Source organism: Streptantibioticus ferralitis (assembly GCF_029223525.1).
Lineage (GTDB): Bacteria > Actinomycetota > Actinomycetes > Streptomycetales > Streptomycetaceae > Streptantibioticus_A > Streptantibioticus_A ferralitis.
Genome location: NZ_JARHTQ010000004.1, coordinates 181,907 through 204,751, shown reverse-complemented (window position 1 = coordinate 204,751; position 22,845 = coordinate 181,907). Strand labels below are relative to the sequence as shown.

Genomic DNA, 22,845 nt, shown 5'->3' with positions numbered 1-22,845 from the left:
GGGCTTCGGCCCCCGTACCCCCTTTCCCCAATCGGAGGTTGTCATGTTCGCGAAAATCGCGGTGGCCGCCGCTCTCGCGCTCGCCAGCCCGGCGGTCGCGCACACCGCACCCGTACCGTCCAGCGGCTACCACGGGCTGGCCGCCACGCCCCCCATGGGCTGGAACGACTGGTCGTACTACCAGTGCAACATCGACCAGAAGCTGATCCTCGACCAGGGCCGGGCCCTGGTCCGCAGCGGGCTGGCGGTCAAGGGATACAACACCGTCACCACGGACGACTGCTGGATGACCAAGACCCGCGACGCATCGGGCAACCTCGTCTCCGACCCGCAGAAGTTCCCCGACGGCATGGCCTACGTCGGACGCCAACTCCACGCCATGGGGCTGAAGTTCGGCATCTACGAGGACGCGGGCACCCAGACGTGCGGTGGATACGCGGGCAGTTGGCAGCACTACGACGCCGACGCCAGACTGTTCGCGAAGTGGGGCGTCGACTACCTCAAACTGGACGGCTGCAACGTTCCGTCCATCCCCGGCCAGTCCGGCCAGGAGACCTACCGCCAGGCGTACGCGGGGATGAGCCAGGCGCTGCAGCACAGCGGCCGGAAGATCGTCTTCTCCGAGTCCGCCCCGGCGTACTTCCAGGGCACCTCCGACTGGTACACGGTGCTCGGCTGGGTGGCCAGGTACGGCAATCTGTGGCGCGAGGGTACGGACATCGCCCTGGGGCAGGAGAGCGGCGCGGCGAAGTGGAAAAGCCTGCTGGGCAACTACGACTACAACGCACCGCTGGTGAAGTACGCGGGCCCCGGGCACTGGAACGACCCGGACTTCCTGCTGGTCGGCGACTCCGGGCTGACCGCCGACGAGATGCAGACGCAGCTGACGCTGTGGGCGGAGATGTCCGCACCGCTGATCAGCAGCACCGACCTGACCAAGCTGTCACCGCAGGCGCTGTCGATCCTCGGCAACCGCGACATCATCGCCGTCGACCAGGACCGCGCCGGCGTACAGGGCACGAGGGTCGTGCACACCGGCACCCACGATGTGCTCACCAAACCGCTGGCGGGCGGTGACCGCGCCGTGGTCTTCCTCAACCGCGGCGACGCCCCGCTCACCATCGGCGCGTCCGCCGGCACCCTGGGCTTCGGCAAGGCCCAACACCTGTCCGGCAAGGACCTGGTGACCAAGCGGACGAGCAGCTACGGAAGTTCGGTCACGGTCCAGGTCCGGCCGCACGCCACGGTGATGCTGCGGCTGCGCGCGGCCGGATGACAGGGCTGCCGTGGTGACCGCCGGGTCTGTCTGTCGGTCACCACGGCAGGTTCACTACAGGTCGTCGCGGCCCGAGAGGGACTTGACGAACTGGTGGCCGTCCACCGTGCCGCAGCCGGTGGCCAGGTCGTAGCCAGGAGCGGCCTGGTAGCCCTTGACTCCGTGTCCGCTGTTGTCGCCCTTGGTCACATCGACGATGCCGTGCGGGTCGTCGGTGTCCTGGGTCTGGGCGAGCCGGTACAGGACACTGTTGATGTTGCCCAGGCGGCGGCCGGCGGCCTGGTCGGCGAGTGCCATGACACCGGAGAACATCGGGGTGGCCTGGCTGGTACCGCCGATGATGTCCCAGCCGGTATGGGCGGGGTCGTAGGAGCTGTACACCCAGGCGCCGCCCGCGGGCGAGGCGCTGAGGCTGATGTCCGGCACACCACGGGCCGCGCCGGTCACCCGGGAGACGCCGCGTTGGAAGGAGGGGCGCGGGAAGACATGGGAGGTGCCGCCGCCGGTCGCGCTGCCGTCGCCGTCGTTCCACGCCTCGTCGGGCTTGGTCCGGTTGCCCTTGTCGTCCAGGTACAGGCGGGTGCCGCCGACTCCGGTGACCAGCGGGTCCGACGCGGGCCAGCCCACCTGGCGGTCGGTGAAGTAGGCCTTGCCGTCCAGCTTCTTGTCGGTGGCGCCGTTGTCACCGCTGGCCGCGAGCAGCGTGGTGTGCTGGGCGGCGGCGGCCTTCAGGCCATAGCGCAGTCCGTTCAGCAGGTGGTAGTCGCCGGTCCTGCCCGCTTCCTCGGCGAAGGTGTCCTCGGTCGCGCCGAGGCTCAGGCTGATGACGTCCCCCCGGCCCTTGGCCGCGAAGTCCTTGATGGCGTCCATCATCTCGGGGAAGCCGGAGGTGCCCTCCTGCTCCGAAGTGCCGGTCTCCACCAGCACGATGTGCGCGCCCGGGGCCATGGCGTGGGCGTACTCCACGTCCAGCGTGGTCTCCCCCGCCCAGCCGGTCATGTCCTGGTTCTTCGGGTCGAAGACAGGTACCTGGCCCCACTTGGCCACCTCGACCCGGGTGTCCGGCAGACCGTACTGCTTGTCGAAGACCTCAAGGTCGTGCTGGATGGTGGGCGAACCGAACGAGTCGACGATGACGATGGTGCGCCCGGTGCCGTCGATGCCCGCGTCGTACAACGGCTGCACGTCGTAGGCGGCCTGGTACTGCGTCGGTCCGTAGCAGTCATGGTGCACCTTCTGGCGGCATTCCGCGGTGGACAGCGGCTGGCCGGCGCTCAGCCGGGTCAACTGCCCGGCGGACGCCGGTACCGGCTTCGGTATGTCCTGGTGTGCGGCGCGAGCCTGCGACATCCCGGTCAGGCCGGGTATGGCCGCGGTGGCGAGCAGAACGGCGGTGGTCGCCAACGCGGTCGAGCGCGCGGAACGCTTCCGGGGCAAGGGCTTTCCTCCAGCGGGTACACCGTGATGACACACGGCGGTGGGGGTTGTTCGAGGCCCGGGTGGATCGGGCCCTGGGCACGGCCGCGGCGAGGCGGGCGTGCCCGGGGCCCGAGGCGGGGCCGCTGGCGCTTCCGCCGCCGGATCCGCGCTTGCGCGTGGGGGGATCGGCGGGTCCCGACGAGGAGACCGGCTGCCGTGCCGCCGCCGACCGGACCACCCGTCGGCTGGTGGCCCAGCCTTTCAGCGCCCGCGCTCGAAGAACATCCATCCGCCGACGGAGAGGGTACCTCCTACCGGAGGTACGCGATCAGACCTGAGAACGACGGCCGTATACATGCACCGTGAAGCAAATTCTGACGGACAGTACGCGGCCCGCTACGAATTGGCTCTTCTGGGGCGATTCGGGCTGCGGTACGGTCACGCAGAGCTTCACGCAAGGTTGTTGCACGGGTAGCACACGGTCGTTGGCCGAGGCGCGTTTTGTTGAACGGGGCGGGAAACGCCGCATGACTCCAGTGGAAACCTCTTCCCCGGTGCGGGTGCTGATCGTCGATGACGAGGCCCTGATCAGATCGGGGCTCGCCATGATCTTGGGTAGTGCGCCCGACATCACGGTGGTGGCCAGTTGCGAGGGGGCGCAGGCGGTCGCCGCGGTCCAGCAGGACCGGCCCGATGTGGTGCTGCTCGACATCCGGATGCCGGACGTCGACGGGCTCACGGTGCTGCGCCGGCTGACCCGGCTGCCCGAGCCGCCGCACGTCGCCATGCTGACCACGTTCGACACCGACGAGTACCTCGGTGAGGCGCTACGGCTCGGGGCCTCGGGGTTCCTGCTGAAGGACACCGACCCGGAGATCCTGGTGCGCTCGGTGCGCGCGGTGGCCACCGGCGCCGGCTGCCTGTCCCCGTCCGTCGTACGGCGGCTGGGGCGCCCCGACCGGGCCGCCGCGTCGTACGAGGCCGCCCAGGCGGTGAGCACGCTGTCCCCGCGCGAGCGGCAGGTGCTCTCCTTCGTCGGGCAGGGGCTGTCCAACGCGGAGATCGGGGCGCGGATGCACATAGCGGTCGCCACCGTGAAGGACTACGTCAGAGCCGTGCTCACCAAGTTGGGGGTGGCGAACCGCATCCAGGCCGCCGTGCTGGCGGACCGGGTCGGGCTGGTCGAGGAGCAGGCGCCGTGAGGCGCGCCCGGCGCACGGCGGGCCCCCTGCCGTTCGTGCGGTTCCTGTGGCGGACGCACGGCCGCTGGCAGCCGCGGGCGGTCGATCTCGGCCTGGTCGCGCTGGCCGGTCTCGATGCCGTGTTGAACTATCCGCCGCCGCGGGACTGGCGCTTCGTCGCCTCACTGGCGGCCGCCGCCATCCTGCTGCTCAGGCGGCGCTGGCCGCGCACGGTGCTGGTGGCCACCCTGCCGGGGCTGTACGCGGGCAACGCGCTGATCGCCGCGATGGTCGCCGGTTACACCGTGGCCAGGACCGAGCGCCCGGTGCGGCACAAGGCGCTGGCCGCGCTGGTGGTGGCGGCCGGTGCGTTCGTGCCGTGGCCGCTCACCGCGTTCTCCAAGGAGACGGTCAGCGACCTGGTGCAGCAGCTGATCTACGCGGTGATGCTGGGCACCGGCCCGGTCATGCTCGGGCTGCTCGCCCAGACCAGGAAGGACCTGTCGGACCGGATCGCGGAGCTCGCCACGCTACGTGACCACGAGCGGGCGCTGCACGCACAGACCGTCATCGCCAAGGAGCGGGCGCGGATTGCCCGGGAGATGCACGACGTGGTCTCGCACCAGGCGGGCCTGATAGCCGTCCAGGCGGGCGCGCTGGAGGTCACCGCCCGCGATCCGGAAGTCAAGGAGGTCGCCGGGACGCTGCGCGGGCTCGCGGTGGCCACCTTGGAGGAGTTGCGCAGCATGATCCTGGTGCTGCGGGCGGCCGGGGCCGGGCCGACGGAACTGGCACCGCAGCCCACGCTCGCCGATCTGCCCGCGCTGGTGGCCGCCTCGGAGGTCGACGCCGACCTGCGGATCGACGGCGTGCACGGCCGGGTGCTGCCGGAGCCGGTCGAGCGGGCCGCGTACCGCACGGTGCAGGAAGCCCTCACCAACGTGCGCAAGCACGCCCCGGGGGCGGCCACCACCGTGACCGTGCTCGTCGAGGAGGAGTCGCTGCGGGTGTGCGTCCGCAACGGGCCGCCGGGCGCGCACGCGCCGCGTCCCGATCTGCCGGGCGGCGGACACGGCATCGTGGGCCTGCGCGAGCGCGCCACCCTGCTGGGCGGCGCGCTGACCGCCGCCGCGGAGCCGGACGGCGGGTTCGCGGTACGGCTCGATCTGCCCTTCGGGGTGCCGGAGCGGACGGACACCGCCGGGTAGGGCGCGGCCAGTCGGCCATCAACTGGTGGACGCCAGTCCACCGAGGCACTCTGGAGTCGACGGCGTCCATGCCGGAACCGGCGTGGGCGCCGAGCGAAGAGGAGAGCCCCCATGGCACGCTCAGTCGGTATTGACCTCGGTACGACGAACTCCGTGGTGTCCGTGCTGGAGGGTGGCGAGCCCACGGTCATCACCAACACGGAGGGGGCGCGCACCACCCCGTCGGTGGTGGCCTTCGCCAAGAGCGGCGAGGTGCTCGTCGGCGAGATCGCCAAGCGCCAGGCCATCACCAACGTGGAGCGCACCGCCCGGTCGGTCAAACGCCATATGGGCGACCCGAGTTGGCGCTTTCCGGACACCGGCGACATCGACGGCAAGCGCTACACCGCCCAGGAGATCTCCGCGCGGGTGCTGCAGAAGCTCAAGCGGGACGCGGAGGCGTACCTCGGCGAGGACGTGGCGGACGCCGTCATCACCGTGCCCGCCTACTTCAACGACGCCCAGCGCACCGCCACCAAGGAGGCGGGCGAGATCGCGGGCCTGAGGGTGCTGCGGATCATCAACGAGCCGACGTCCGCCGCGCTGGCGTACGGCCTGGACAAGGAGAACGACCAGACCATCCTGGTCTTCGACCTCGGCGGCGGCACCTTCGATGTCTCGCTGCTGGAGATCGGCGAGGGCGTGGTCGAGGTGAAGGCCACCCACGGCGATACCGACCTGGGCGGTGACGACTGGGACCAGCGGATCGTCGAACACCTGGTCAAGCAGTTCAAGAACGCCCACGGCGTGGACCTGTCCAAGGACAAGATGGCCGTCCAGCGGCTGCGTGAGGCCGCGGAGCGGGCCAAGATCGAGCTGTCGTCGTCCACCGAGACCTCGATCAACCTGCCGTACATCACGGCGTCCGCCGAGGGCCCGCTGCACCTGGACGAGAAGCTCACCCGCGCCCAGTTCCAGCAGCTCACCGCCGACCTGCTGGAACGCTGCAAGGCCCCGTTCCACGCCGCGGTCAAGGACGCGCGGATCAAGGTCGCCGATCTGGACCATGTGATCCTCGTCGGTGGTTCGACCCGGATGCCGGCGGTGACCGACCTGGTCAAGGAGCTGACCGGTAAGGACCCGCACAAGGGGGTCAACCCGGACGAGGTCGTGGCGATCGGCGCCAGCCTGCAGGCCGGTGTGCTCAAGGGTGAGGTCAAGGACGTCCTGCTGCTGGACGTCACCCCGCTGTCCCTCGGTATCGAGACCAAGGGCGGCATCATGACCAAGCTGATCGAGCGCAACACCACGATCCCGACCAAGCGCTCGGAGATCTTCACCACGGCCGAGGACAACCAGCCGTCGGTGCAGATCCAGGTCTTCCAGGGCGAGCGTGAGATCGCCGCGTACAACAAGAAGCTCGGCATGTTCGAGCTGACCGGTCTGCCCCCGGCGCCGCGCGGCGTCCCGCAGATCGAGGTCACCTTCGACATCGACGCCAACGGCATCATGCACGTCTCCGCCAAGGACCTCGGCACCGGGCGCGAGCAGCGGATGACGGTGACCGGCGGCTCGGCGCTGCCGAAGGACGACATCGACCGGATGATGCGCGAGGCCGAGCAGTACGCGGAGGAGGACCACAAGCGCCGCGAGGCCGCCGAGACCCGCAACCAGGCCGAGCAGCTCGTCTACCAGACCGAGAAGTTCCTCAAGGACAACGAGGGCAAGGTCCCGGGCGAGGTCAAGACCGAGGTCGAGGCCGCCATCGCGGAGCTGAAGGAGAAGCTCAAGGGCGAGGACATCGCCGCGATCCGTGAGGGCAGCGAGAAGTTGGCCACCACCAGCCAGAAGCTGGGCCAGGCGATGTACGCGGCCGCGGGCGAGGGCGCCGGCACCGCCGGAGGCGGCGACACCGGCACGTCCGGCGGCACGTCCGGCGCCGCCGGGGCGAAGCCCGAGGACGAGGTAGTCGACGCCGAGATCGTCGACGACGAGAAACCCCAGGGAGGCACCGGATGAGCCACCCCACCGGCCCCCCGCCCGGGGCACGGCTACCGGTACCGGTATCCGCCCCGTACAACCCGCGCGCCCACCCGACGGACCCGGTGCTGCGGCTGCGGCCGCCGCACAGCACGGCCAAGGAGACCGGCCCCGGGCAGCTCAGGGCGCAGCTCGCCGAGCGCACCGCGGATCTGCAGCGGGTGAAGGCCGAGTACGACAACTACCGCAAGCGGGTACGGCGCGACCGGCTGGCGGTCCGCGAGATCGCGGTGGCCAACGTGCTGCGTGAGCTGCTGCCCGTGCTGGACACCGTCACGCGGGTGCGCCGCCACGGCGACATGACCGACGGCTTCATCGCGGTCAGCGACGCGCTGGAGACCCATCTGGCCGCGCTCGGCCTGCGGTCCTTCGGCGAACCGGGCGAGCCGTTCGATCCGCATGTGCACGAGGCGCTGTCCCAGTCCCACTCCGCGGAGGTCGACCGCCCCACCTGTTCACGCGTGCTGCGCCCCGGCTACCGACTCGGCGACCAGCTCCTCAGCCCGGCCCTGGTGATCGTCACCGAGCCGCAGCAGCAGTAGTCAGTGAGCGGGGACGGCCCGCGGGCCGCGCACCGTGTCACTGCCCGGCGCCGGAGCGGAAGGGTCCGCGCCCAGCTCCACGATCTTGTTCTGCCCGTCGACATGCACGACCCTGGGCCGCAGCGCCCTGGCCTCCGCGTCGTCGACCTGCGCATAGCTGATCAGGATCACCAGGTCCCCGGGACGCACCAGATGCGCCGCCGCACCATTGATCCCGATGACGCCGGAGCCCCGCTCGCCCTCGATGACATAGGTCTCCAGGCGGGCCCCGTTGTCGATGTCGACGATGTGGACCAGCTCACCCGGCAGCAGGTCGGCGGCCTCCATCAGCTCGGCGTCGACCGTCACCGACCCCACGTAGTGCAGATCGGCCTCGGTCACCGTCGCCCGGTGGATCTTGGACTTGAACATGGTGCGCAGCACAGCAGCACGCTCCTGTGAGAGAAGGGTCGCGCCCTCTCCCGAGGTACGCGCCTGCGGACCCCATGGTAAGCGCCCGGCTGGTCAGGCTCGAAGCCGACGGCGGGCACGGCGGGCTCAGCGGACTCGTACTGCTTCCGGTGAGCGGTGCGGCCGCGCAGGGAACGGTGTGCGCTCACAGCGCGGGCCTGTCACCGCAGAGCCTCAGTTCGATCGCCGAAGTGATCGAACGGGTACGTGAGTTGGAGGGCATTCCCCGGCGATCCGACGGGCGAGGAGCAGTAGCACCGTGCGGGTGAAGGGCGCGTTGATCACCAGAAGTGGGAGCGCACGAGGGGGCGAGGCGAGCGCGCGGTGAACTTACGGTGGGCGAACCGGCGTTGCCGCAGCCTGCCGCGCGGTCTGCGGATTCCCGCGCCCCTGGACGTACGCTGGGCGACCGGGTGGCCCGCGGGCACCGCGGGACGAGACACGATGAGGAGCGCTCCGCTGTGACGGTAGACCCCGGTGTGACGCACACCGTCAGCCACGGGACGGACGGCAAGCAGATCGATGTGTACCTCCCGGCGGCGGGAGGCGGGGACGACGTGCCCACCGTCCTGCTCTGGCACGGCAGGGGGCCGGACGAGCGGGACATGCTGGGGCCGCTGGCGCGGCAGGTGGTACGGCGGGGCCTGATCGCCCTGGTGCCGGACTGGCGCTCCGACGCACCGGACGGCGGACGCCGCCATCTGCTGGAGTCGCTGGAGTTCGCCCGGGAGCACGTGCCCGGCTACGGCGGCCGCTCCGACCGGATCGTGCTCGCCGGATGGTCGGCCGGGGCCCCGGCCGCGATGGGGGTGGCACTGCGCCCCGAACTGGTCGGCGGCTGGCGCCCGATGGCCGTCGTCGGCATCGCCTCGCGCTACGACTGGCCGGCCCGTACCACCGGTTCCCGCCCGCTGGACGACCTTGCCGCCACCACCGCCGCTCCGGTGCCGGTGTGGCTGGTGCACGGGTCGGCGGACAGCATCATGGAGAGCCGGTACTCGCGGGAGTTCGCCCTGGCGCTCAAGGACCGCGGCTGGCCGGTGCAGTTGGAGGAGCCCGCGACGGACCACGCGGGCGCGGCCCTGACCGAATACGACCCCGAACTGGGCCGGTGCCGTGCCGCCCGATCCTCGCACGCCGTCGAGGGCGGCCTGCTCACCGCCCGGGTCCTCGCCCGGGCCGCCGGCCTGGCGGACGCCTCGCCCGGGGTGGACTCGCGGTGAGTGGCGGGGCCCGGGCGGTCGCCGCGTCCGCCGACCAACCGTGAGCCGACGGTGGCGTCAGTGACCCAGGCGGCGCAGCGCCTGCTCGGGGTAGCGCGCACCGGCCACCGCGTCGGCGGGCACCGCCTGGCGAAGTCGGCCGATCTGCTCCGGGTTGAGCCGGAGTTGGGCCGCCGCGGCGTTCTCCTCCAGGTAGCGGGTGCGCTTGGTACCCGGGATCGGCACGATGTCGTCGCCCTGGGCGAGCAGCCAGGCGAGCGCCGCCTGGCCGGGGGTGCAGCCCATCTGCGCCGCCAACTCGCCTACGGCGCACACGAGATCGAGGTTCGGTCCGATGTTCTCGGCGGAGAACCGCGGCCAGCGCCGCCGGTTGTCGTCCTCCGTCAGGTCCTCGCGGGAGGAGACGGCTCCGGCGAGCATGCCGCGGCCGAGGGGTGAGTACGCCACCACGGCGATGTCCAGCTCGCGACAGGTGGCCAGCATCTCCCCCTCGACCACGTCCCTGGTGAACAGCGAGTACTCGAGCTGGATGGCGCTGATGGGGTGGACGGCGTGCGCCGTGCGCAGTGTCTCGGCGCTGACCTCCGACAGGCCGAGGTGGCGCACCTTGCCCGCCTCGACCAGGGCGGCCATCGCCCCCACGGTGTCCTCGATGGGGACACCGGGGTCGCGGCGGTGCGCGTAGTACAGGTCGATGTGCTCGACGCCCAGTCGGCGCAGCGAGGCATCGCAGGCCACCGGCACATAGTCCGGGGAGGTGTCGACGTCGCCGACCCGGCCGGTCGCCGCGTCATGCCGCAGACCGAACTTGGTGGCCAGCACCACGCTGTCCCGGTCCCGGCCGCGCAGCCAGCCGCCCAGCAGTTCCTCGTTGGCGCCGCGCCCGTAGGCGTCCGCGGTGTCCAGAAAGGTGATGCCCAGTTCGCTGGCGCGATCCAGCGCCCGTCTGGCCTCGGCGTCGTCCGTGGGCCCGTACGCGATCGACATGCCCATGCAGCCGAGACCGAGTGCGGACACCTCCAACCCGCTTTTTCCCAGCCTGCGTTGCTTCATGTGCTACTCCTCTTTCTCCGTCCGAGGGCCGTATAGGCCTGGGCGACACCGACCAGTCGGGAGACCTCGCCCCGGTAGTCTCCGTCCTCGTCCGCGGCGGGCGCGGCGGCCGATGTGGCGTCGGCCATCGGCAGGTTGTCCTTCCTCGCCCGCAACGCGGCCTTCACCTGGGCGGCGTGTACGGCCGCGTCCAGGTTCTCACCGGCGAGGCCCGCGGTTCGGGCCGACCGGGCGGCGGCCACGGCGGTTTCCGGGTCCATGTACGGGCGCAGCACGAGCATGCCGTCCTGTATCTCGATGACCAACCGGTACAGCCGGTAGTCGATGTCGCGCGGGGTGAACCGGTCGAGGCGCGCGGACGCCGGCGGGCTCAACGCGATGTCCGGGATCGCGGAGTACAGATCGCGCCACAGGGGATGGAGCCTTCGGTACGCCACGAAGTTGCCGGTCCGGCGGCGCAGTTCGGAGACCTGCGGCCCCCAGGACGGCATGGTGAGCCCGGCCGCCAGGAAGAGGATGCCGATGCCGTTGGCGATCGGCGTCAGCGCCTCCCACTGGAGCGGATTGAGTCCGAACCGGACCGCGATCACCGCCCAGGCGCGATTGGCGCAGTAGACGATGCAGCAGAACGCACCGATCTGCGTGGTGGCCATCCCCCATCGCAGCCACTGCCGACCGGCGGCCTTCGCATAGCGTCGGCAGAGCAACGCGATTTCCAGCATTCCGGCCCCGAAGGCGGTCGCATAGAGCAGGGTGTACCCGCCGACCGCCGGATTCGCCACGTTCTGCAGGATGTAGTGCGCCGACCTTCCGTGCCCCCGGGGCTCGGCCGCCAGCCACAGGGCGACCATGGCGATCGCGCACGCGGCGGCGGCGATCAGCCATGCCCGGGCCCTGGGGCGTGCCTGCCGGGCCGGATGGACCCAGTACGTGACGGCCACCAGGATGGCGGCGCTGGAGGACACTCCGCCCAGCAGATGGATCCCCAGCGCCGCCAGGTTGGGCACCCCGGAATGCCTGTCGACGCCGGCCGACACCGCGGGGACGGACAGGGTGAAGGAGATCCCCTTGAGGAGGAAGGCCGCGATCAGGGCGAGGAGTGCGGGATCGCGCCGGTGCTGCCGCAGATCGCGGACCTTGTACAGGAACGCCAAGGCGCACAGTACGGCGCACGGCGGGAAGACGACCCCCTTGAGGTCTCCCACGTACCCTCCAAGCGGTGACGGGCCGACGGCACCGGCGCAGCGGACCGGTCGGGGCGTTGGGACGGGTTCACAGTGGGTGTTGGAGAGTGCGGTCGATCCGTGCGACGGTCTGCGCCTCGGCGGGCGGGACCGTCCAGACCGGTTCCTTCGGTGGCCGCGTGACGCGCTCCAGGATCAGGGACGCCAGGATCTCCGCCTCCTGCTCCTCCTGCGACGAATAGCCGGTGCGCCCCAGCATTTCGTGTACGCGCTCCGGATCGAGGTCCGGGAAGAGGAGTTCGATGCTCGCCGCGTCGGGTCGGCTGACGTCCCGATGGCTGCAGACCATGTGCGCGAGCTCATGGGCGATGATGTGATCCCGGTGCAGCCGGGTGGTGTTGGCCTCGAACACGACGAGGTCGGCCACGTCCAACGCGATCCACAGGCCGCAGGGGTGTGATGCGCCCATGGCCAGCGGCACCAGGTGCAAGGGGCGGCCGCGCTCTTGGCTGAGAAGTTCGCAGAGCGTGGAGATGTCGCACTTCTCGGGCAGGTTCAAGCGGTTCAGCAGTGATTCCGCGATACGACGTAGTCGCCTGATGTCCCCTTTGCGGGGCTTGGACCCGGAGCGAGAGGAGGGGTTCACAAATTCCGTACTCCTTGCAGCGACGGGTCCGCCGATCGGCAAGTCTAGCCAAGGCCGTTCACAGCTGCCACGGCCGAACAACACGTTCCGGCCAACCGCGCCCAGCGGACGGTGCGGTCGCACCAGTTGACGGGATGGCCGTGAACCGGCTCGGCTGTCCTCCGCGGCTCGACCGACGCCTATGACGAGTGCCGCACGCCGCCGTTCCCGGTGCCGATGGCACGCACCGCTCGGCGTTCATCCAGTTCCAACAGATGTGTACGACCCAGGGGCGTTGTGCGTCGGCGGCCGCATCGGCGGCCCGGCGGCCGGTCAGCGCACGTACGATCCCGTGGCGGTGAGGTAGAACGCCGCCGTGGAGAGGTTCTGCCGCTCGAAGCCGAGCTTGCGGAACATCGCCGCCATGAACACGGACTTACCGGCCCCCGCCTCGCCCAGCGTGACCACCTTGAATGTCTACAACTCTCCCCCGATGCAAGCCATATGACCGGTCGTCACGCGCGAGACTACCGCTGTCCGCCGTCCCGCACCGGGGGTCCGCGAGATGGCTGCCACCGGCCGCCGGTCAGCCCTCCGGGACGGGTTCCTCGGATGGCAGGCCGCCACGCGGCGCATTGGTGTCGGCGCCGCGGCGGCGGGTGAGGTAGACACCCGCGCCGACCGCCACGATGACGGAGGTGAACACGACGGCGCCCCACTGGAAGTACCAGTGGTCGGTGCCGTAGACGGCCGCGCGCGGCCAGGCGAGGTTGACGGTCATGGCCGCTCCGTAGAGCACCGCGAAGGCGTTGACCGGGGTGCCCCAGCGGCCGAGGTTGAAGTACGGGCCGTGGTCGGGGCGTGGCCACTCGCCGCGCAGGCGGCGCAGCAGCATCGGGCCGGTGACCATCAGATAGGGGATGTAGAACAGGATGATGGCGACCGAGGTGAGGATGTAGAACGCCCGCTGGTTGCCGATGTTGACCAGCAGCAGGGCGATGGTCAGCACTCCGGTGAGCACGGCCGGGACGATCGGCGTCTTGGAGCGCGGCGAGACCCTCGCGATGGCCGCGCCGAACGGCAGCCGGCCGTCTCGTGCCATGGCGAACAGCAGCCGGATGGCGGCGGTCTGGACGGCCAGGCAGCAGACGGTGATGGCGATCGCGGAGCAGACCAGGAAGACGTTGCCGAGGCCCGGCCCGAGGGTGGACTTGATGAGGTACGGCATGCCGAGCGTGCCGAGTTCCTTGGCGTTGATGTTGCCGACCGCCATCATCCCCACCAGCATCAGCAGTCCGCCCGCGAGGAAGGCGGCGGTGAGCGCGCGAATGATGGCGCGCGGTGCGTGGCGCCGGGGTTCCCTGGTCTCCTCGGCGAGCGAGCCCGCGGTGTCGAAGCCGTAGAAGACGTAGGCGCTCATGATCGAGGCGACCAGGAAGGCACCGAAATAGCCCCAGGACTGTCCGGCGCCGGTGCCCTGGGTGTGGGTGACGATCTGCGGTCCGCGTCTGATGTGCACCGCCAGCATGACGATGAGCAGGGTGACGCCGATCAACTCGACAGCGACACCGACGTTGTTGATCTTCGCCATCAGCCGTACGCCGACGATGTTGACGACGGTGGTGAAGACGACCAGGCCGAGGGCGAGCAGGATCGCGTTCTTGGCGCCGTTGGGCGTGGTGGTCTGCCCCGCGTCGGCGGAGCCGCCGACGATCTGGAAGGCGAGCGAGACCTGCGGAAGGATGACCTGGTACGCGACGGCGACGGCGGCCGCGGTGACCACGGCGCCGATCGTCATGATCCAGCCGGACAGCCAGGAGGTCGCGGGCCGGGCGATCTGCTTGGACCACTGGTAGACGCCTCCGGCCAGCGGGAACTGGCCCGCCACCTCGGCGAAGCACAGCGCCACGGCGCCCTGGCCTATGAAGACCAGCGGCCAGGTCCAGATGAACGCGGGCCCGCCGGACGCGAATCCGAAGCCGAACAGCTGGAAGACCCCGGTCATGATGGAGATGTAGCTGAAGCCCGCGGCGAAGCTGGAGAAGGATCCCAGCGAGCGCTCCAGTTCCTGGTGGTAGCCGAAGCGTGCGAGGTCTCTGGAGTCGTCACCCGGAGGTCCGGGCGGCCCGGCGGCGGTGGCGGTCGCGGTACTTACGGTCGATCCGGTATTTCCTGGTTTGCTCATGTTTGCTCCAGGGCGGGGGTCGGGGACCTATGAGCGGGCATGGCGTCGGCCGGCGCGGGCTGCCGAGTGCGGGGAGCAGTGCCACCTCCTCTTGATCGTTGCGCACTACGGAACGATTGCTTATCTCGCAACTAAATGCCGACCAGCATGGGGACCGCTCGTACAGGCGTCAAGGGCCTGCCACGAATCCGCCGCCCACGGCTTCCCTGGCTGGTACCCAGGTCTTGACCGTCAAACCTGCCCTCCCCGATCCTCCAGTTGCGGGAAACGAGACGCGTACCGCGATCTGCAACAACGATGCGCCGCATTCGGTATCGACGGGTTCCAGACGAGGAGTAGTCATGGCTCACCAAGTCCGCGCCGTCATCGCCCGGGAGAAGTCCGCGCCCGTCGCACTGGAGACGATCGTCGTGCCCGATCCCGGTCCTGGTGAGGCACTGGTGAAGGTCGAGGCCTGTGGCGTATGCCACACCGATCTGCACTACCGGGAAGGCGGCATCAGCGATGGCTTCCCCTTCCTGCTCGGACACGAGGCTGCGGGACGTGTCGAGGCCGTGGGTGCGGGCGTCACCGAGGTGGCACCCGGCGACTTCGTCATTCTCAACTGGCGAGCGGTCTGCGGACAGTGCCGGGCCTGCCGCAAGGGCAGGCCGTGGTACTGCTTCGCCACGCACAACGCGACCCAGCCCATGACGCTGCTCGACGGCACCCCGCTCGCCCCCGCCCTGGGCATCGGCGCCTTCGCCGAGAAGACGCTGGTGGCCGCCGGACAGTGCACCAAGGTCGACCCGGCGGCCGCGGCCACCGCGGCCGGGCTGCTCGGCTGCGGGGTCATGGCCGGTTTCGGCGCCGCGGTACACACCGGCGGCGTCGGCCGGGGCGACAGCGTGGCCGTCATCGGGTGCGGCGGTGTCGGCATGGCCGCCGTCGCCGGGGCGCGGCTGGCCGGGGCCGCCGCGATCATCGCTGTCGACATCGACCAGCGGAAACTGGACCGGGCGCTGGCCATGGGCGCCACCCACACCGTCGACGCCGCCGCGTCCGATGTCGTGGCCCGGGTACGCCAGTTGACGGGCGGATTCGGCGCCGATGTGGTGGTGGACGCCGTCGGGCGTCCGGAGACCTTCCGCCAGGCGTTCTACGCCCGCGACCTCGCCGGAGTGGTCGTACTGGTCGGCGTCCCGGCCCCCGGGGCGTCGGTCGAACTGCCGCTGCTCGACGTCTTCGGCCGCGGTGGCGCGGTGAAGTCCAGCTGGTACGGGGACTGTCTGCCGTCCCGCGACTTCCCGGCGCTGATCGACCTCTATCTGCAAGGACGCTTCGATCTCGACGCCTTCGTCTCCGAGACGATCGGCCTGGCGGACGTCGAGAAGGCCTTCGACACGATGCGGCACGCAGACGTGCTGCGCTCGGTCGTGGTGACGGCCTGAACTCCCCCTCACGGCTGCCCTCTCCGTGCCTTGACACTGGTTCCGGGCCGCCCTCAGACTGCTGAGCGTTGCGCTGACCGCAATTCGTTTCACTATACGCACCGAGGTGTCATGATGATTCCCGTGTGCCGTCTCGCGGATCTACCGCGGGGCGAGGCCTTCCGGCTCGAAACCGTTCCTCCCGTCGCGGTGTTCCACACCGATGAGGGCGAGCTCTTCGCTATCGACGACACCTGCACCCACCAGGACGCCTCACTCTCCGACGGCTGGCTGGAAGGGTGCGAGGTCGAATGCCCGCTGCACGCCTCGAAGTTCGACCTGCGCACCGGCGCCGTCGACGCACCGCCCGCCCGGCTCCCGGTCCGTACGCACCAGGTGCTGGTCGAGGACGGCATGGTGTACGTCCTGCTCTGCGACACCCCGCCGCCGCTGCCGCCCTGCGCCGCCGCCCGCGTCGTCGGAGCTGCCGAGTGAGGGCCGTGACCGTTGTCGGCGCGTCACTGGCCGGGCTGTCGGCCGCCCGCGCACTGCGCAGACAGGGCTACGACGGACGGTTGGCGATCGTCGGCGACGAGCACCACCGCCCCTACGACCGGCCGCCGTTGTCGAAGGAGTTCCTCGCGGGCGAGATCAGCGAAGCGGCCCTGGCGCTCGAAGCCGAGGGCGAGGAGCTGCGCGCGGACTGGCTGCTGGGGGCGACCGCCGTCGGGCTCGACCGCCGGGACCGCTCGGTGCGGCTGGCGGACGGCCGGACGGTCAGGTCCGATGGCGTGGTGATCGCCACCGGGGCCGCGGCACGGACGCTGCCGGGCGCGGCCGGGCTCGCGGGCGTGCATGTGCTGCGGACCCTGGACGACGCGCGGGCGCTGCGCCAGGATCTGCTGCTCGGCGGCCGGTTGGTGGTCATCGGCGGCGGCTTCATCGGGGCCGAGGTCGCCGCCACCGCGCATGGCCTCGGTCTCGACGTGACCGTGGTCGAGGCGGCACCGACACCTCTGGCCGGGCCGCTCGGCGGGACGATGGCCGCCGCCGTCGCCGCACTGCACGCGGACCACGGCGTCCGGCTGTTGTGCGGCGTGGGCGTGGCGGCACTCAGCGGCGGACGGCGGGTGGACGCGGTGGTGCTCGACGACGGCCGCCAACTGCCCGCCGACACCGTGGTCGTCGGGGTTGGTGTGCGCCCCCGCGTCGAGTGGCTGGCGGGATCCGGCGTCGCACTGCGCGACGGTGTCGAGTGCGACGCGAAGGGCGGTACGAGCATCCCCGGCGTCGTCGCGGTGGGCGACTGCGCCGCCTGGTACGACCCCACGGCCGGGGCCCACCGCCGGGTCGAGCACTGGACGGCGGCGCGGGAGCGGCCCGCGACCGCGGTGGCCGCGCTGCTGTCCGGCGGCCTGGCCACCCCGGAGCCGCCCAGGCCGCCGTACTTCTGGTCGGACCAGTACGGCGTGCGCATCCAGTTCGCCGGGCACGCCGGCGGGGCGGACAGCGTCACGGTGGAGGAGGGCGATCCGGCCGACCGCAGCTTTGTCGCGGTCTACCGGTGCGGCGGTCGGCCCGTCGCGGTGCTCGGGATGGACCGGACACGGCCGTTCACCCGCTGGCGCCGCCAACTCGCCGACTCCGCGGCCACCCCCGCGGCCGGTGCGCCCTGAGGCACGCAATCCGCACACCGGGGTGTCCTGTCCCCGGTCCACGACATCTCCCGCGAGGAGTGCACCGTGATACCCACAAGCCTGCCGGAAAGCCTCATCTCCACGCTGCCCGGCGACCATTACACCTCCCCGGAGATCTTCGCCGCGGAGCAGGAGCGGATCTTCGAGTCGATGTGGTTCTGCGCGGCCCGCTCCTCGGACCTCGGTACGCCGGGCGCGTACCGCACCGTCACCGTGGGGCGGGAGAGCGTACTGCTGACCCGTACCCGGGACGATGCCGTGCGCGCCTTCCTCAACGTGTGCCGGCACCGCGGCGCGCGGCTGTGCACACAGGAGTCGGGTGAGGTCAGGCGGGCGTTCCAGTGCCCGTACCACGCCTGGACGTACAGTCTGGAGGGCAAGTTGGTGGCCGCCCCCAACCTGACGAAGATGCCGGACATCGACCGCACCGCGTACGGCCTGGCCACCGTCGCGGTACGGGAGTGGCTGGGCTGTGTGTGGGTCTGCCTGGCGGACGACCCGCCCTCGTTCGAGGAGCAGGTGGTCGCCGAGGTGGTGGCCCGCCTCGGTGACGCCGGGGCGATCGAGCGGTACGGCGTGGACGGCCTCGCGGTCGGCAGGCGGATCGTCTACGACGTACGGGCGAACTGGAAGCTCATCGTCGAGAACTTCATGGAGTGCTACCACTGCGCCACGATCCACCCCGAACTCACCGAAGTCCTACCGGAGTTCGCCGACGGCTACGCGGCGCAGTACTTCGTCGGACACGGCGCCGAGTTCGGGGCGGGCATCAAGGGCTTCACCGTGGACGGCTCCGAGGGTGTCGACCGGATCCCCACGGTCACGGCGGACCAGGACCGCCGGTACTACGCGATCACCATCAAGCCGCAGGTGTTCGTCAACCTGGTGCCGGACCATGTGATCTTCCACCGGATGTACCCGCTGGCGGCCGACCGCACCGTCATCGAGTGCGACTGGCTCTACCTGCCGGAGGTGGTCGCGTCGGGCACGGACGTCAGCCGCTCGGTCGAGCTCTTCGACCGGGTCAACCGGCAGGACTTCGCGGCCTGCGAGCGCTGCCAGCCGGGGATGGGATCCCGTCTGTACGCGCGCGGCGGTGTGCTGGTGCCCAGCGAGCACCACATCGGCGCGTTCCACGCCTTCGTCCTCGACCGGTTGGGGACCCGGTAGCCCCGGCCTCAGCCCAGGTACCCCAGGCGGTGGCTGATCTCCTCGGCGCCCTTGAGCAGCAGTGGTGCGAGCTCGTGCATGCGTTCGTCGGTGAAGCGGTAGCCGGGGCCGGACGCGCTGACCGCCGCGACGACCTCGCCGTCCCGGGAGCGGATCGGGGCGGCCATGGCGTTCAGGCCGACCTCGAACTCCTCGTGCGTGGTGGAGTATCCGCGCTCGCGGATCTCGGCGAGGTTCTTCTCCAGCCGGGCCTTGGAGGTGATGGTGCCCGGCGTCAGCTTCTCCAGACCGGCCGCCGCCAGCAGTTCGGCGCGCCGCTTGGCGGGCAGCTGGGCGAGCAGGATCTTGCCGCTGGAGGTGGCGTGCAGCGGGGTCAGCTGGCCGACCCAGTTGTGCGCGGTCACCGCGCCGGGGCCGCGCACCTGGTAGAGGTTGATCGCGTAAGTCGACTCCAGCACCGCGATGTTGACGGTCTCGCCCAGTTCCTCGGCCAGCCGCTCGCAGATCGGACGGCTCTGCTGGGTGATGTCGATCCGGTCGGTGACGGCGCCGGCCAGCCGTACGATCCCGAAACCGAGACGGTACTTCCCGCGCTCCCCCGCCTGCTCGACAAGACCACGCGCCTCCAACGCGCCGAGCAGGCGGAACGCGGTGGACTTGTGCACGTCGATCTCCGCGGCCACTTCGCTCACGCCTGCCTCGCCACGCTGGGCGAGGATCTCCAGCACGCTGACGGCGCGGTCGACGGACTGGACACCACCGGCAGGCTGGCCTGCGGTCTCCGCGGCTCCACTGTGGTTGCTCATGGCGAAACTATAAGTGCTGTCAACAACACGGTGCGGCAGCGGTGCGCCGTGGCCCGATCTTGGGAAAGTTGCGTTGAACGCAACCTGGTGCGCATAGCGATACCCGTACTAGCATGCCCGCCAATCGACGGCTCGAAGGAGACGAGGCAGCCATGGCGCTCCAGAGTTACGACTTCGTCATCGTCGGCGGCGGCTCGGCCGGAAGCGCACTGGCCAACCGCCTCTCCGCGGATCCGGGCAACCGAGTCCTGGTGCTGGAGGCCGGCCGGTCCGACTACCCGTGGGACGTCTTCATCCACATGCCCGCGGCGCTCACCTTCCCCATCGGCAGCCGCTTCTACGACTGGAAGTACGAGTCCGAGCCGGAGCCGCACATGGGCGGCCGCCGCGTCTACCACGCCCGGGGCAAGGTGCTCGGCGGGTCGAGCAGCATCAACGGGATGATCTTCCAGCGCGGCAACCCCATGGACTACGAGCGCTGGGGCGCCGATCCCGGCATGGAGACCTGGGACTACGCGCACTGTCTGCCGTACTTCAAACGGATGGAGAACTGCCTGGCCGCCGAGGACGACGACGCGTTCCGCGGCCATTGCGGACCGCTGGTGCTGGAGCGGGGACCCGCGGCCAACCCGCTGTTCACCGCCTTCCTGGACGCGGCGCGGCAAGCGGGCTTCCCCCTCACCGACGACGTCAACGGCTACCGGCAGGAGGGCTTCGCCGCGTTCGACCGCAACGTCCACCGCGGGCGGCGGTTGTCCGCGGCCCGTGCCTATCTGCATCCGGTGATGGCCAGGCCCAATCTGGAGGTGCGGACCAGGGCCATGGTGACCCGGGTGCTGTTCGAGGGCGAACGCGCCGTCGGCGTGGAGTACCGGCGCGGCCGTGGGGCCCCGCAGCGCGTCCACGCGGGCGAGGTGATCCTATGTGGCGGGGCCGTCAACTCACCCCAGTTGCTCCAGCTGTCCGGCGTCGGCGACGCGGACGAACTGCGCGCGCTGGGCGTGGACGTCGTACAACAGCTGCCCGGGGTGGGCGAGAACCTCCAGGACCATCTGGAGGTGTACGTGCAGTACGCCTGCAAGCGGCCGGTGTCGGTGCAGCCGTATCTCAAGTGGCGGTACCGGCCGTGGATCGGCTTCCAGTGGCTGTTCCTGCGCGGCGGCCCGGGCGCGACCAACCACTTCGAGGCGGGTGGCTTCGCCCGCAGCAACGAGCAGGTGGACTACCCGAACTTGATGTTCCACTTCCTGCCCATCGCGGTGCGCTACGACGGCTCGGCGCCCGCGGGCGGCCACGGCTACCAGGTGCACATCGGACCGATGTACTCCGACGCGCGCGGCTCGGTGAAGATCCGGAGCAACGACCCACGGGTCAAACCCGCGCTGCGCTTCAACTACCTGTCCACCGACCAGGACCGCCGCGAATGGGTCGAGGCGATCCGCACCGCCCGCACCATCCTCGGCCAGTCCGCCCTCGACCCGTACAACGACGGGGAGATCTCACCGGGCCCGCGGATCCAGTCGGACGAGCAGATCCTGGACTGGGTGCGGAAGGAGGGCGAGACCGCGCTGCATCCGTCGTGCACGTGCAAGATGGGCACCGACGAGATGGCGGTGGTCGACCCGGCCAGCATGCGGGTGCACGGAGTCGACGGGCTGCGCGTGGTGGACGCGTCGGTGATGCCGTACATCACCAACGGCAACATCTACGCCCCGGTGATGATGACCGCCGAGAAGGCGGCCGATCTCATCCTGGGCAACGAGCCGCTGCCGCCCGACAAGGAGGAGTTCTACCGGCACCGCCAGGCCACCCGGGAGCAGAGCGCGTGAACCTGTATGTCGACGGCGAGTGGCGGGATGCCGTAGCGGGCGGCCGCAGGGAGATCCGCTGCCCGGCCGACGGCGCCCTGGTGGCGACGGTGGCCGAGGGGACCCGGGCCGACGCCGAGCGCGCGATCGCCGCCGCGCGCCGGGCGTTCGACCACGGGCCGTGGCCGCGCACCCCGGAACGCGAACGTGGTGCGCTGCTGCTGCGGACGGCGGAGGTGATCGAGCGGGACACCAAGGAGTTCGCCCGCGCCGAGTCGCTGGACACCGGCAAGCGGCTGGTGGAGAGCGAGTACGACATCGCCGATGTCGTGGCGTGCTTCCGGTACTTCGGCGGCATCGCGGGCACCAGTGCGGGCCGGGTCACCGACACCGGGCGCGAGGACGCCATCAGCCGGATCGTCTACGAGCCGGTCGGGGTCTGCGCCCTGATCACCCCGTGGAACTATCCGCTGCTGCAGGCCGCGTGGAAGGTCGCGCCCGCCCTGCTGGCGGGCAACACGCTGGTCCTCAAGCCCAGCGAACTCACCCCGTCCACCGCGGCCTTGCTGATGCGCGCGCTGACCGAGGCCGGGGCGCCGCCGGGCGCCGCGAACCTGGTGCTCGGGACCGGACCACAGGTGGGCGCGCCGCTCGCGGAGCACCCCGCGGTCGACATGGTCTCGTTCACCGGCGGTCTGCAGACCGGCAAGCGGATCATGGCCGCGGCCGCCGCAACCGTGAAGAAGGTGGCGTTGGAACTCGGCGGCAAGAACCCCAATGTCGTCTTCGCCGACGCCGACTTCGAGGCGGCGGTGGACTTCGCGCTGACGGCCGTCTTCCTGCACTCCGGTCAGGTCTGCTCGGCCGGTGCGCGGCTGGTCGTCGAGGACTCGCTGCACGACGCCTTCGTCGACGAGGTGGTGCGGCGCGCCCGGCGGATCCGGCTGGGCGGGCCCTTCGACGACGAGGCCGAGACCGGGCCGTTGATCTCCGCCGAGCACCGCGCCAAGGTCGAGCGGTACGTCGCGGCGGGCCTGGCCGAGGGAGCGGTGCTGCGCTGCGGCGGGCGGCGACCCGCCGACCCCGTACTGGACGGCGGCTTCTACTACCTGCCCACCGTGCTCGGCGAGTGCCACCAGGGCATGCGTGTGGTGCACGAGGAGTCGTTCGGCCCGGTGCTGACCGTCGAGCGGTTCCACGACGAGGACGATGCCGTAAGGATCGCCAACGACACCGAGTTCGGGCTGGCGGGTGCGGTGTGGACACAGGACGCGGGCCGGGCCCAGCGGGTCGCGCACCGGCTGCGGCACGGCACCGTGTGGATCAACGACTACCACCCCTATGTCCCGCAGGCGGAGTGGGGCGGCTTCGGACACTCCGGCGTCGGCCGGGAGCTGGGGCCGACCGGCCTGGCGGAGTACCGCGAGCCCAAGCACATCTGGCAGAACATCGCGCCCCGGCCGCAGCACTGGTTCCGCGGCTGACCGCCGCCCGCACCACGCGCCCCGCCCCGTCAACTCGGTCCGTCGGCGGGGCCGTTGGCGCTGCCCGAACGGCCCCCGCCGTACGGCCTGAACAGCCCCCTTGACA

Annotated in this window: 20 protein-coding genes; 12 read left to right on the top strand and 8 right to left on the bottom strand. The window is 70.7% G+C overall.

What is annotated here, in order from left to right:
* Positions 1 to 43: 43 nt before the first annotated feature.
* Positions 44 to 1,276, top strand: a complete 1,233-nt coding sequence (locus P2L57_RS08195) for a glycoside hydrolase family 27 protein (protein ID WP_275810682.1) — start codon at positions 44 to 46, stop codon at positions 1,274 to 1,276.
* A gap of 54 nt (positions 1,277 to 1,330) precedes the next feature.
* Here P2L57_RS08195 and P2L57_RS08190 read toward each other — a convergent pair whose 3' ends face one another.
* On the bottom strand, positions 1,331 to 2,713 hold the full coding sequence (locus P2L57_RS08190; RefSeq protein ID WP_275810680.1) for a S53 family peptidase: 1,383 nt from the start codon (positions 2,711 to 2,713) through the stop codon (positions 1,331 to 1,333).
* A gap of 509 nt (positions 2,714 to 3,222) precedes the next feature.
* Here P2L57_RS08190 and P2L57_RS08185 point away from each other — a divergent pair.
* From P2L57_RS08185 to grpE, 4 genes are all read left to right on the top strand, one after another.
* Positions 3,223 to 3,897, top strand: coding sequence for a response regulator (locus P2L57_RS08185; RefSeq protein WP_275810678.1), 675 nt, complete (start codon positions 3,223 to 3,225; stop codon positions 3,895 to 3,897).
* Positions 3,894 to 5,084: a sensor histidine kinase gene (locus P2L57_RS08180; RefSeq protein ID WP_275810676.1), complete on the top strand. Its 1,191-nt coding sequence runs from the start codon at positions 3,894 to 3,896 to the stop codon at positions 5,082 to 5,084. Before P2L57_RS08185 ends, P2L57_RS08180 begins: the two co-directional genes overlap by 4 nt.
* Positions 5,085 to 5,195: 111 nt before the next feature.
* Positions 5,196 to 7,082: a molecular chaperone DnaK gene (dnaK, locus tag P2L57_RS08175; RefSeq protein WP_275810674.1), complete on the top strand. Its 1,887-nt coding sequence runs from the start codon at positions 5,196 to 5,198 to the stop codon at positions 7,080 to 7,082.
* Complete coding sequence (grpE, locus tag P2L57_RS08170; RefSeq protein ID WP_275810672.1) at positions 7,079 to 7,645, top strand: nucleotide exchange factor GrpE; 567 nt, start codon at positions 7,079 to 7,081, stop codon at positions 7,643 to 7,645. Before dnaK ends, grpE begins: the two co-directional genes overlap by 4 nt.
* On the opposite strand, the gene panD is transcribed toward grpE, so the two are convergent.
* Entirely contained in the window at positions 7,646 to 8,068 is a 423-nt protein-coding gene (gene panD / locus P2L57_RS08165; RefSeq protein ID WP_275810670.1) for an aspartate 1-decarboxylase, read from the bottom strand.
* 488 nt (positions 8,069 to 8,556) lie between these two features.
* Between panD and P2L57_RS08160 the strand changes: the two genes are divergently transcribed.
* Positions 8,557 to 9,318 (top strand): alpha/beta hydrolase, encoded by a 762-nt coding sequence (locus tag P2L57_RS08160; protein WP_275810669.1) that lies wholly within the window; start codon positions 8,557 to 8,559, stop codon positions 9,316 to 9,318.
* A 57-nt stretch (positions 9,319 to 9,375) separates the two neighbouring features.
* On the opposite strand, the gene P2L57_RS08155 is transcribed toward P2L57_RS08160, so the two are convergent.
* The 5 genes from P2L57_RS08155 to P2L57_RS08135 form a co-directional block, all read right to left on the bottom strand.
* Positions 9,376 to 10,371: an aldo/keto reductase gene (locus P2L57_RS08155; RefSeq protein ID WP_275810666.1), complete on the bottom strand. Its 996-nt coding sequence runs from the start codon at positions 10,369 to 10,371 to the stop codon at positions 9,376 to 9,378.
* Positions 10,368 to 11,576, bottom strand: coding sequence for an MAB_1171c family putative transporter (locus P2L57_RS08150; RefSeq protein WP_275810663.1), 1,209 nt, complete (start codon positions 11,574 to 11,576; stop codon positions 10,368 to 10,370). Before P2L57_RS08150 ends, P2L57_RS08155 begins: the two co-directional genes overlap by 4 nt.
* A gap of 67 nt (positions 11,577 to 11,643) precedes the next feature.
* Positions 11,644 to 12,201: a M48 family metalloprotease gene (locus P2L57_RS08145; protein ID WP_275810660.1), complete on the bottom strand. Its 558-nt coding sequence runs from the start codon at positions 12,199 to 12,201 to the stop codon at positions 11,644 to 11,646.
* A gap of 312 nt (positions 12,202 to 12,513) precedes the next feature.
* Positions 12,514 to 12,648: a hypothetical protein gene (locus tag P2L57_RS08140; RefSeq protein ID WP_275810657.1), complete on the bottom strand. Its 135-nt coding sequence runs from the start codon at positions 12,646 to 12,648 to the stop codon at positions 12,514 to 12,516.
* A 118-nt stretch (positions 12,649 to 12,766) separates the two neighbouring features.
* Entirely contained in the window at positions 12,767 to 14,365 is a 1,599-nt protein-coding gene (locus P2L57_RS08135; protein ID WP_275810654.1) for an amino acid permease, read from the bottom strand.
* Between the two features lie 341 nt (positions 14,366 to 14,706).
* Between P2L57_RS08135 and P2L57_RS08130 the strand changes: the two genes are divergently transcribed.
* The 4 genes from P2L57_RS08130 to P2L57_RS08115 all read left to right on the top strand — a co-directional run bounded on the left by P2L57_RS08130 (position 14,707) and on the right by P2L57_RS08115 (position 18,641).
* Entirely contained in the window at positions 14,707 to 15,795 is a 1,089-nt protein-coding gene (locus tag P2L57_RS08130) for an S-(hydroxymethyl)mycothiol dehydrogenase (protein ID WP_275810651.1), read from the top strand.
* A 111-nt stretch (positions 15,796 to 15,906) separates the two neighbouring features.
* Entirely contained in the window at positions 15,907 to 16,269 is a 363-nt protein-coding gene (locus tag P2L57_RS08125; protein WP_275810648.1) for a bifunctional 3-phenylpropionate/cinnamic acid dioxygenase ferredoxin subunit, read from the top strand.
* Positions 16,266 to 17,450: an NAD(P)/FAD-dependent oxidoreductase gene (locus P2L57_RS08120; RefSeq protein WP_275810645.1), complete on the top strand. Its 1,185-nt coding sequence runs from the start codon at positions 16,266 to 16,268 to the stop codon at positions 17,448 to 17,450. The genes P2L57_RS08125 and P2L57_RS08120 overlap by 4 nt, the downstream gene beginning before the upstream one ends.
* A 66-nt stretch (positions 17,451 to 17,516) precedes the next feature.
* Positions 17,517 to 18,641, top strand: coding sequence for an aromatic ring-hydroxylating oxygenase subunit alpha (locus P2L57_RS08115; RefSeq protein WP_275810642.1), 1,125 nt, complete (start codon positions 17,517 to 17,519; stop codon positions 18,639 to 18,641).
* 8 nt (positions 18,642 to 18,649) lie between these two features.
* On the opposite strand, the gene P2L57_RS08110 is transcribed toward P2L57_RS08115, so the two are convergent.
* The gene (locus tag P2L57_RS08110) at positions 18,650 to 19,447 is read right to left on the bottom strand and encodes an IclR family transcriptional regulator (RefSeq protein WP_275810639.1); all 798 of its coding nucleotides are present in this window, start codon (positions 19,445 to 19,447) and stop codon (positions 18,650 to 18,652) included.
* Positions 19,448 to 19,599: 152 nt separating this feature from the next.
* On the opposite strand from P2L57_RS08110, the gene betA reads away from it, so the two are divergent.
* Both betA and P2L57_RS08100 read left to right on the top strand, forming a co-directional pair.
* Entirely contained in the window at positions 19,600 to 21,276 is a 1,677-nt protein-coding gene (gene betA / locus P2L57_RS08105) for a choline dehydrogenase (protein WP_275810636.1), read from the top strand.
* Positions 21,273 to 22,739, top strand: coding sequence for an aldehyde dehydrogenase family protein (locus tag P2L57_RS08100; RefSeq protein WP_275810633.1), 1,467 nt, complete (start codon positions 21,273 to 21,275; stop codon positions 22,737 to 22,739). Before betA ends, P2L57_RS08100 begins: the two co-directional genes overlap by 4 nt.
* Positions 22,740 to 22,845: the final 106 nt, after the last annotated feature.

Bases quoted from the DNA above. Each gene is read 5' to 3' on its own strand.
- P2L57_RS08155 (WP_275810666.1), bottom strand. From the start codon at position 10,371: ATGAAGCAACGCAGGCTGGGAAAAAGCGGGTTGGAGGTGTCCGCACTC.
- P2L57_RS08110 (WP_275810639.1), bottom strand. From the start codon at position 19,447: ATGAGCAACCACAGTGGAGCCGCGGAGACCGCAGGCCAGCCTGCCGGT.
- betA (WP_275810636.1), top strand. From the start codon at position 19,600: ATGGCGCTCCAGAGTTACGACTTCGTCATCGTCGGCGGCGGCTCGGCC.
- P2L57_RS08135 (WP_275810654.1), bottom strand. From the start codon at position 14,365: ATGAGCAAACCAGGAAATACCGGATCGACCGTAAGTACCGCGACCGCC.
- P2L57_RS08195 (WP_275810682.1), top strand. From the start codon at position 44: ATGTTCGCGAAAATCGCGGTGGCCGCCGCTCTCGCGCTCGCCAGCCCG.
- P2L57_RS08130 (WP_275810651.1), top strand. From the start codon at position 14,707: ATGGCTCACCAAGTCCGCGCCGTCATCGCCCGGGAGAAGTCCGCGCCC.
- grpE (WP_275810672.1), top strand. From the start codon at position 7,079: ATGAGCCACCCCACCGGCCCCCCGCCCGGGGCACGGCTACCGGTACCG.
- P2L57_RS08125 (WP_275810648.1), top strand. From the start codon at position 15,907: ATGATGATTCCCGTGTGCCGTCTCGCGGATCTACCGCGGGGCGAGGCC.
- dnaK (WP_275810674.1), top strand. From the start codon at position 5,196: ATGGCACGCTCAGTCGGTATTGACCTCGGTACGACGAACTCCGTGGTG.
- P2L57_RS08185 (WP_275810678.1), top strand. From the start codon at position 3,223: ATGACTCCAGTGGAAACCTCTTCCCCGGTGCGGGTGCTGATCGTCGAT.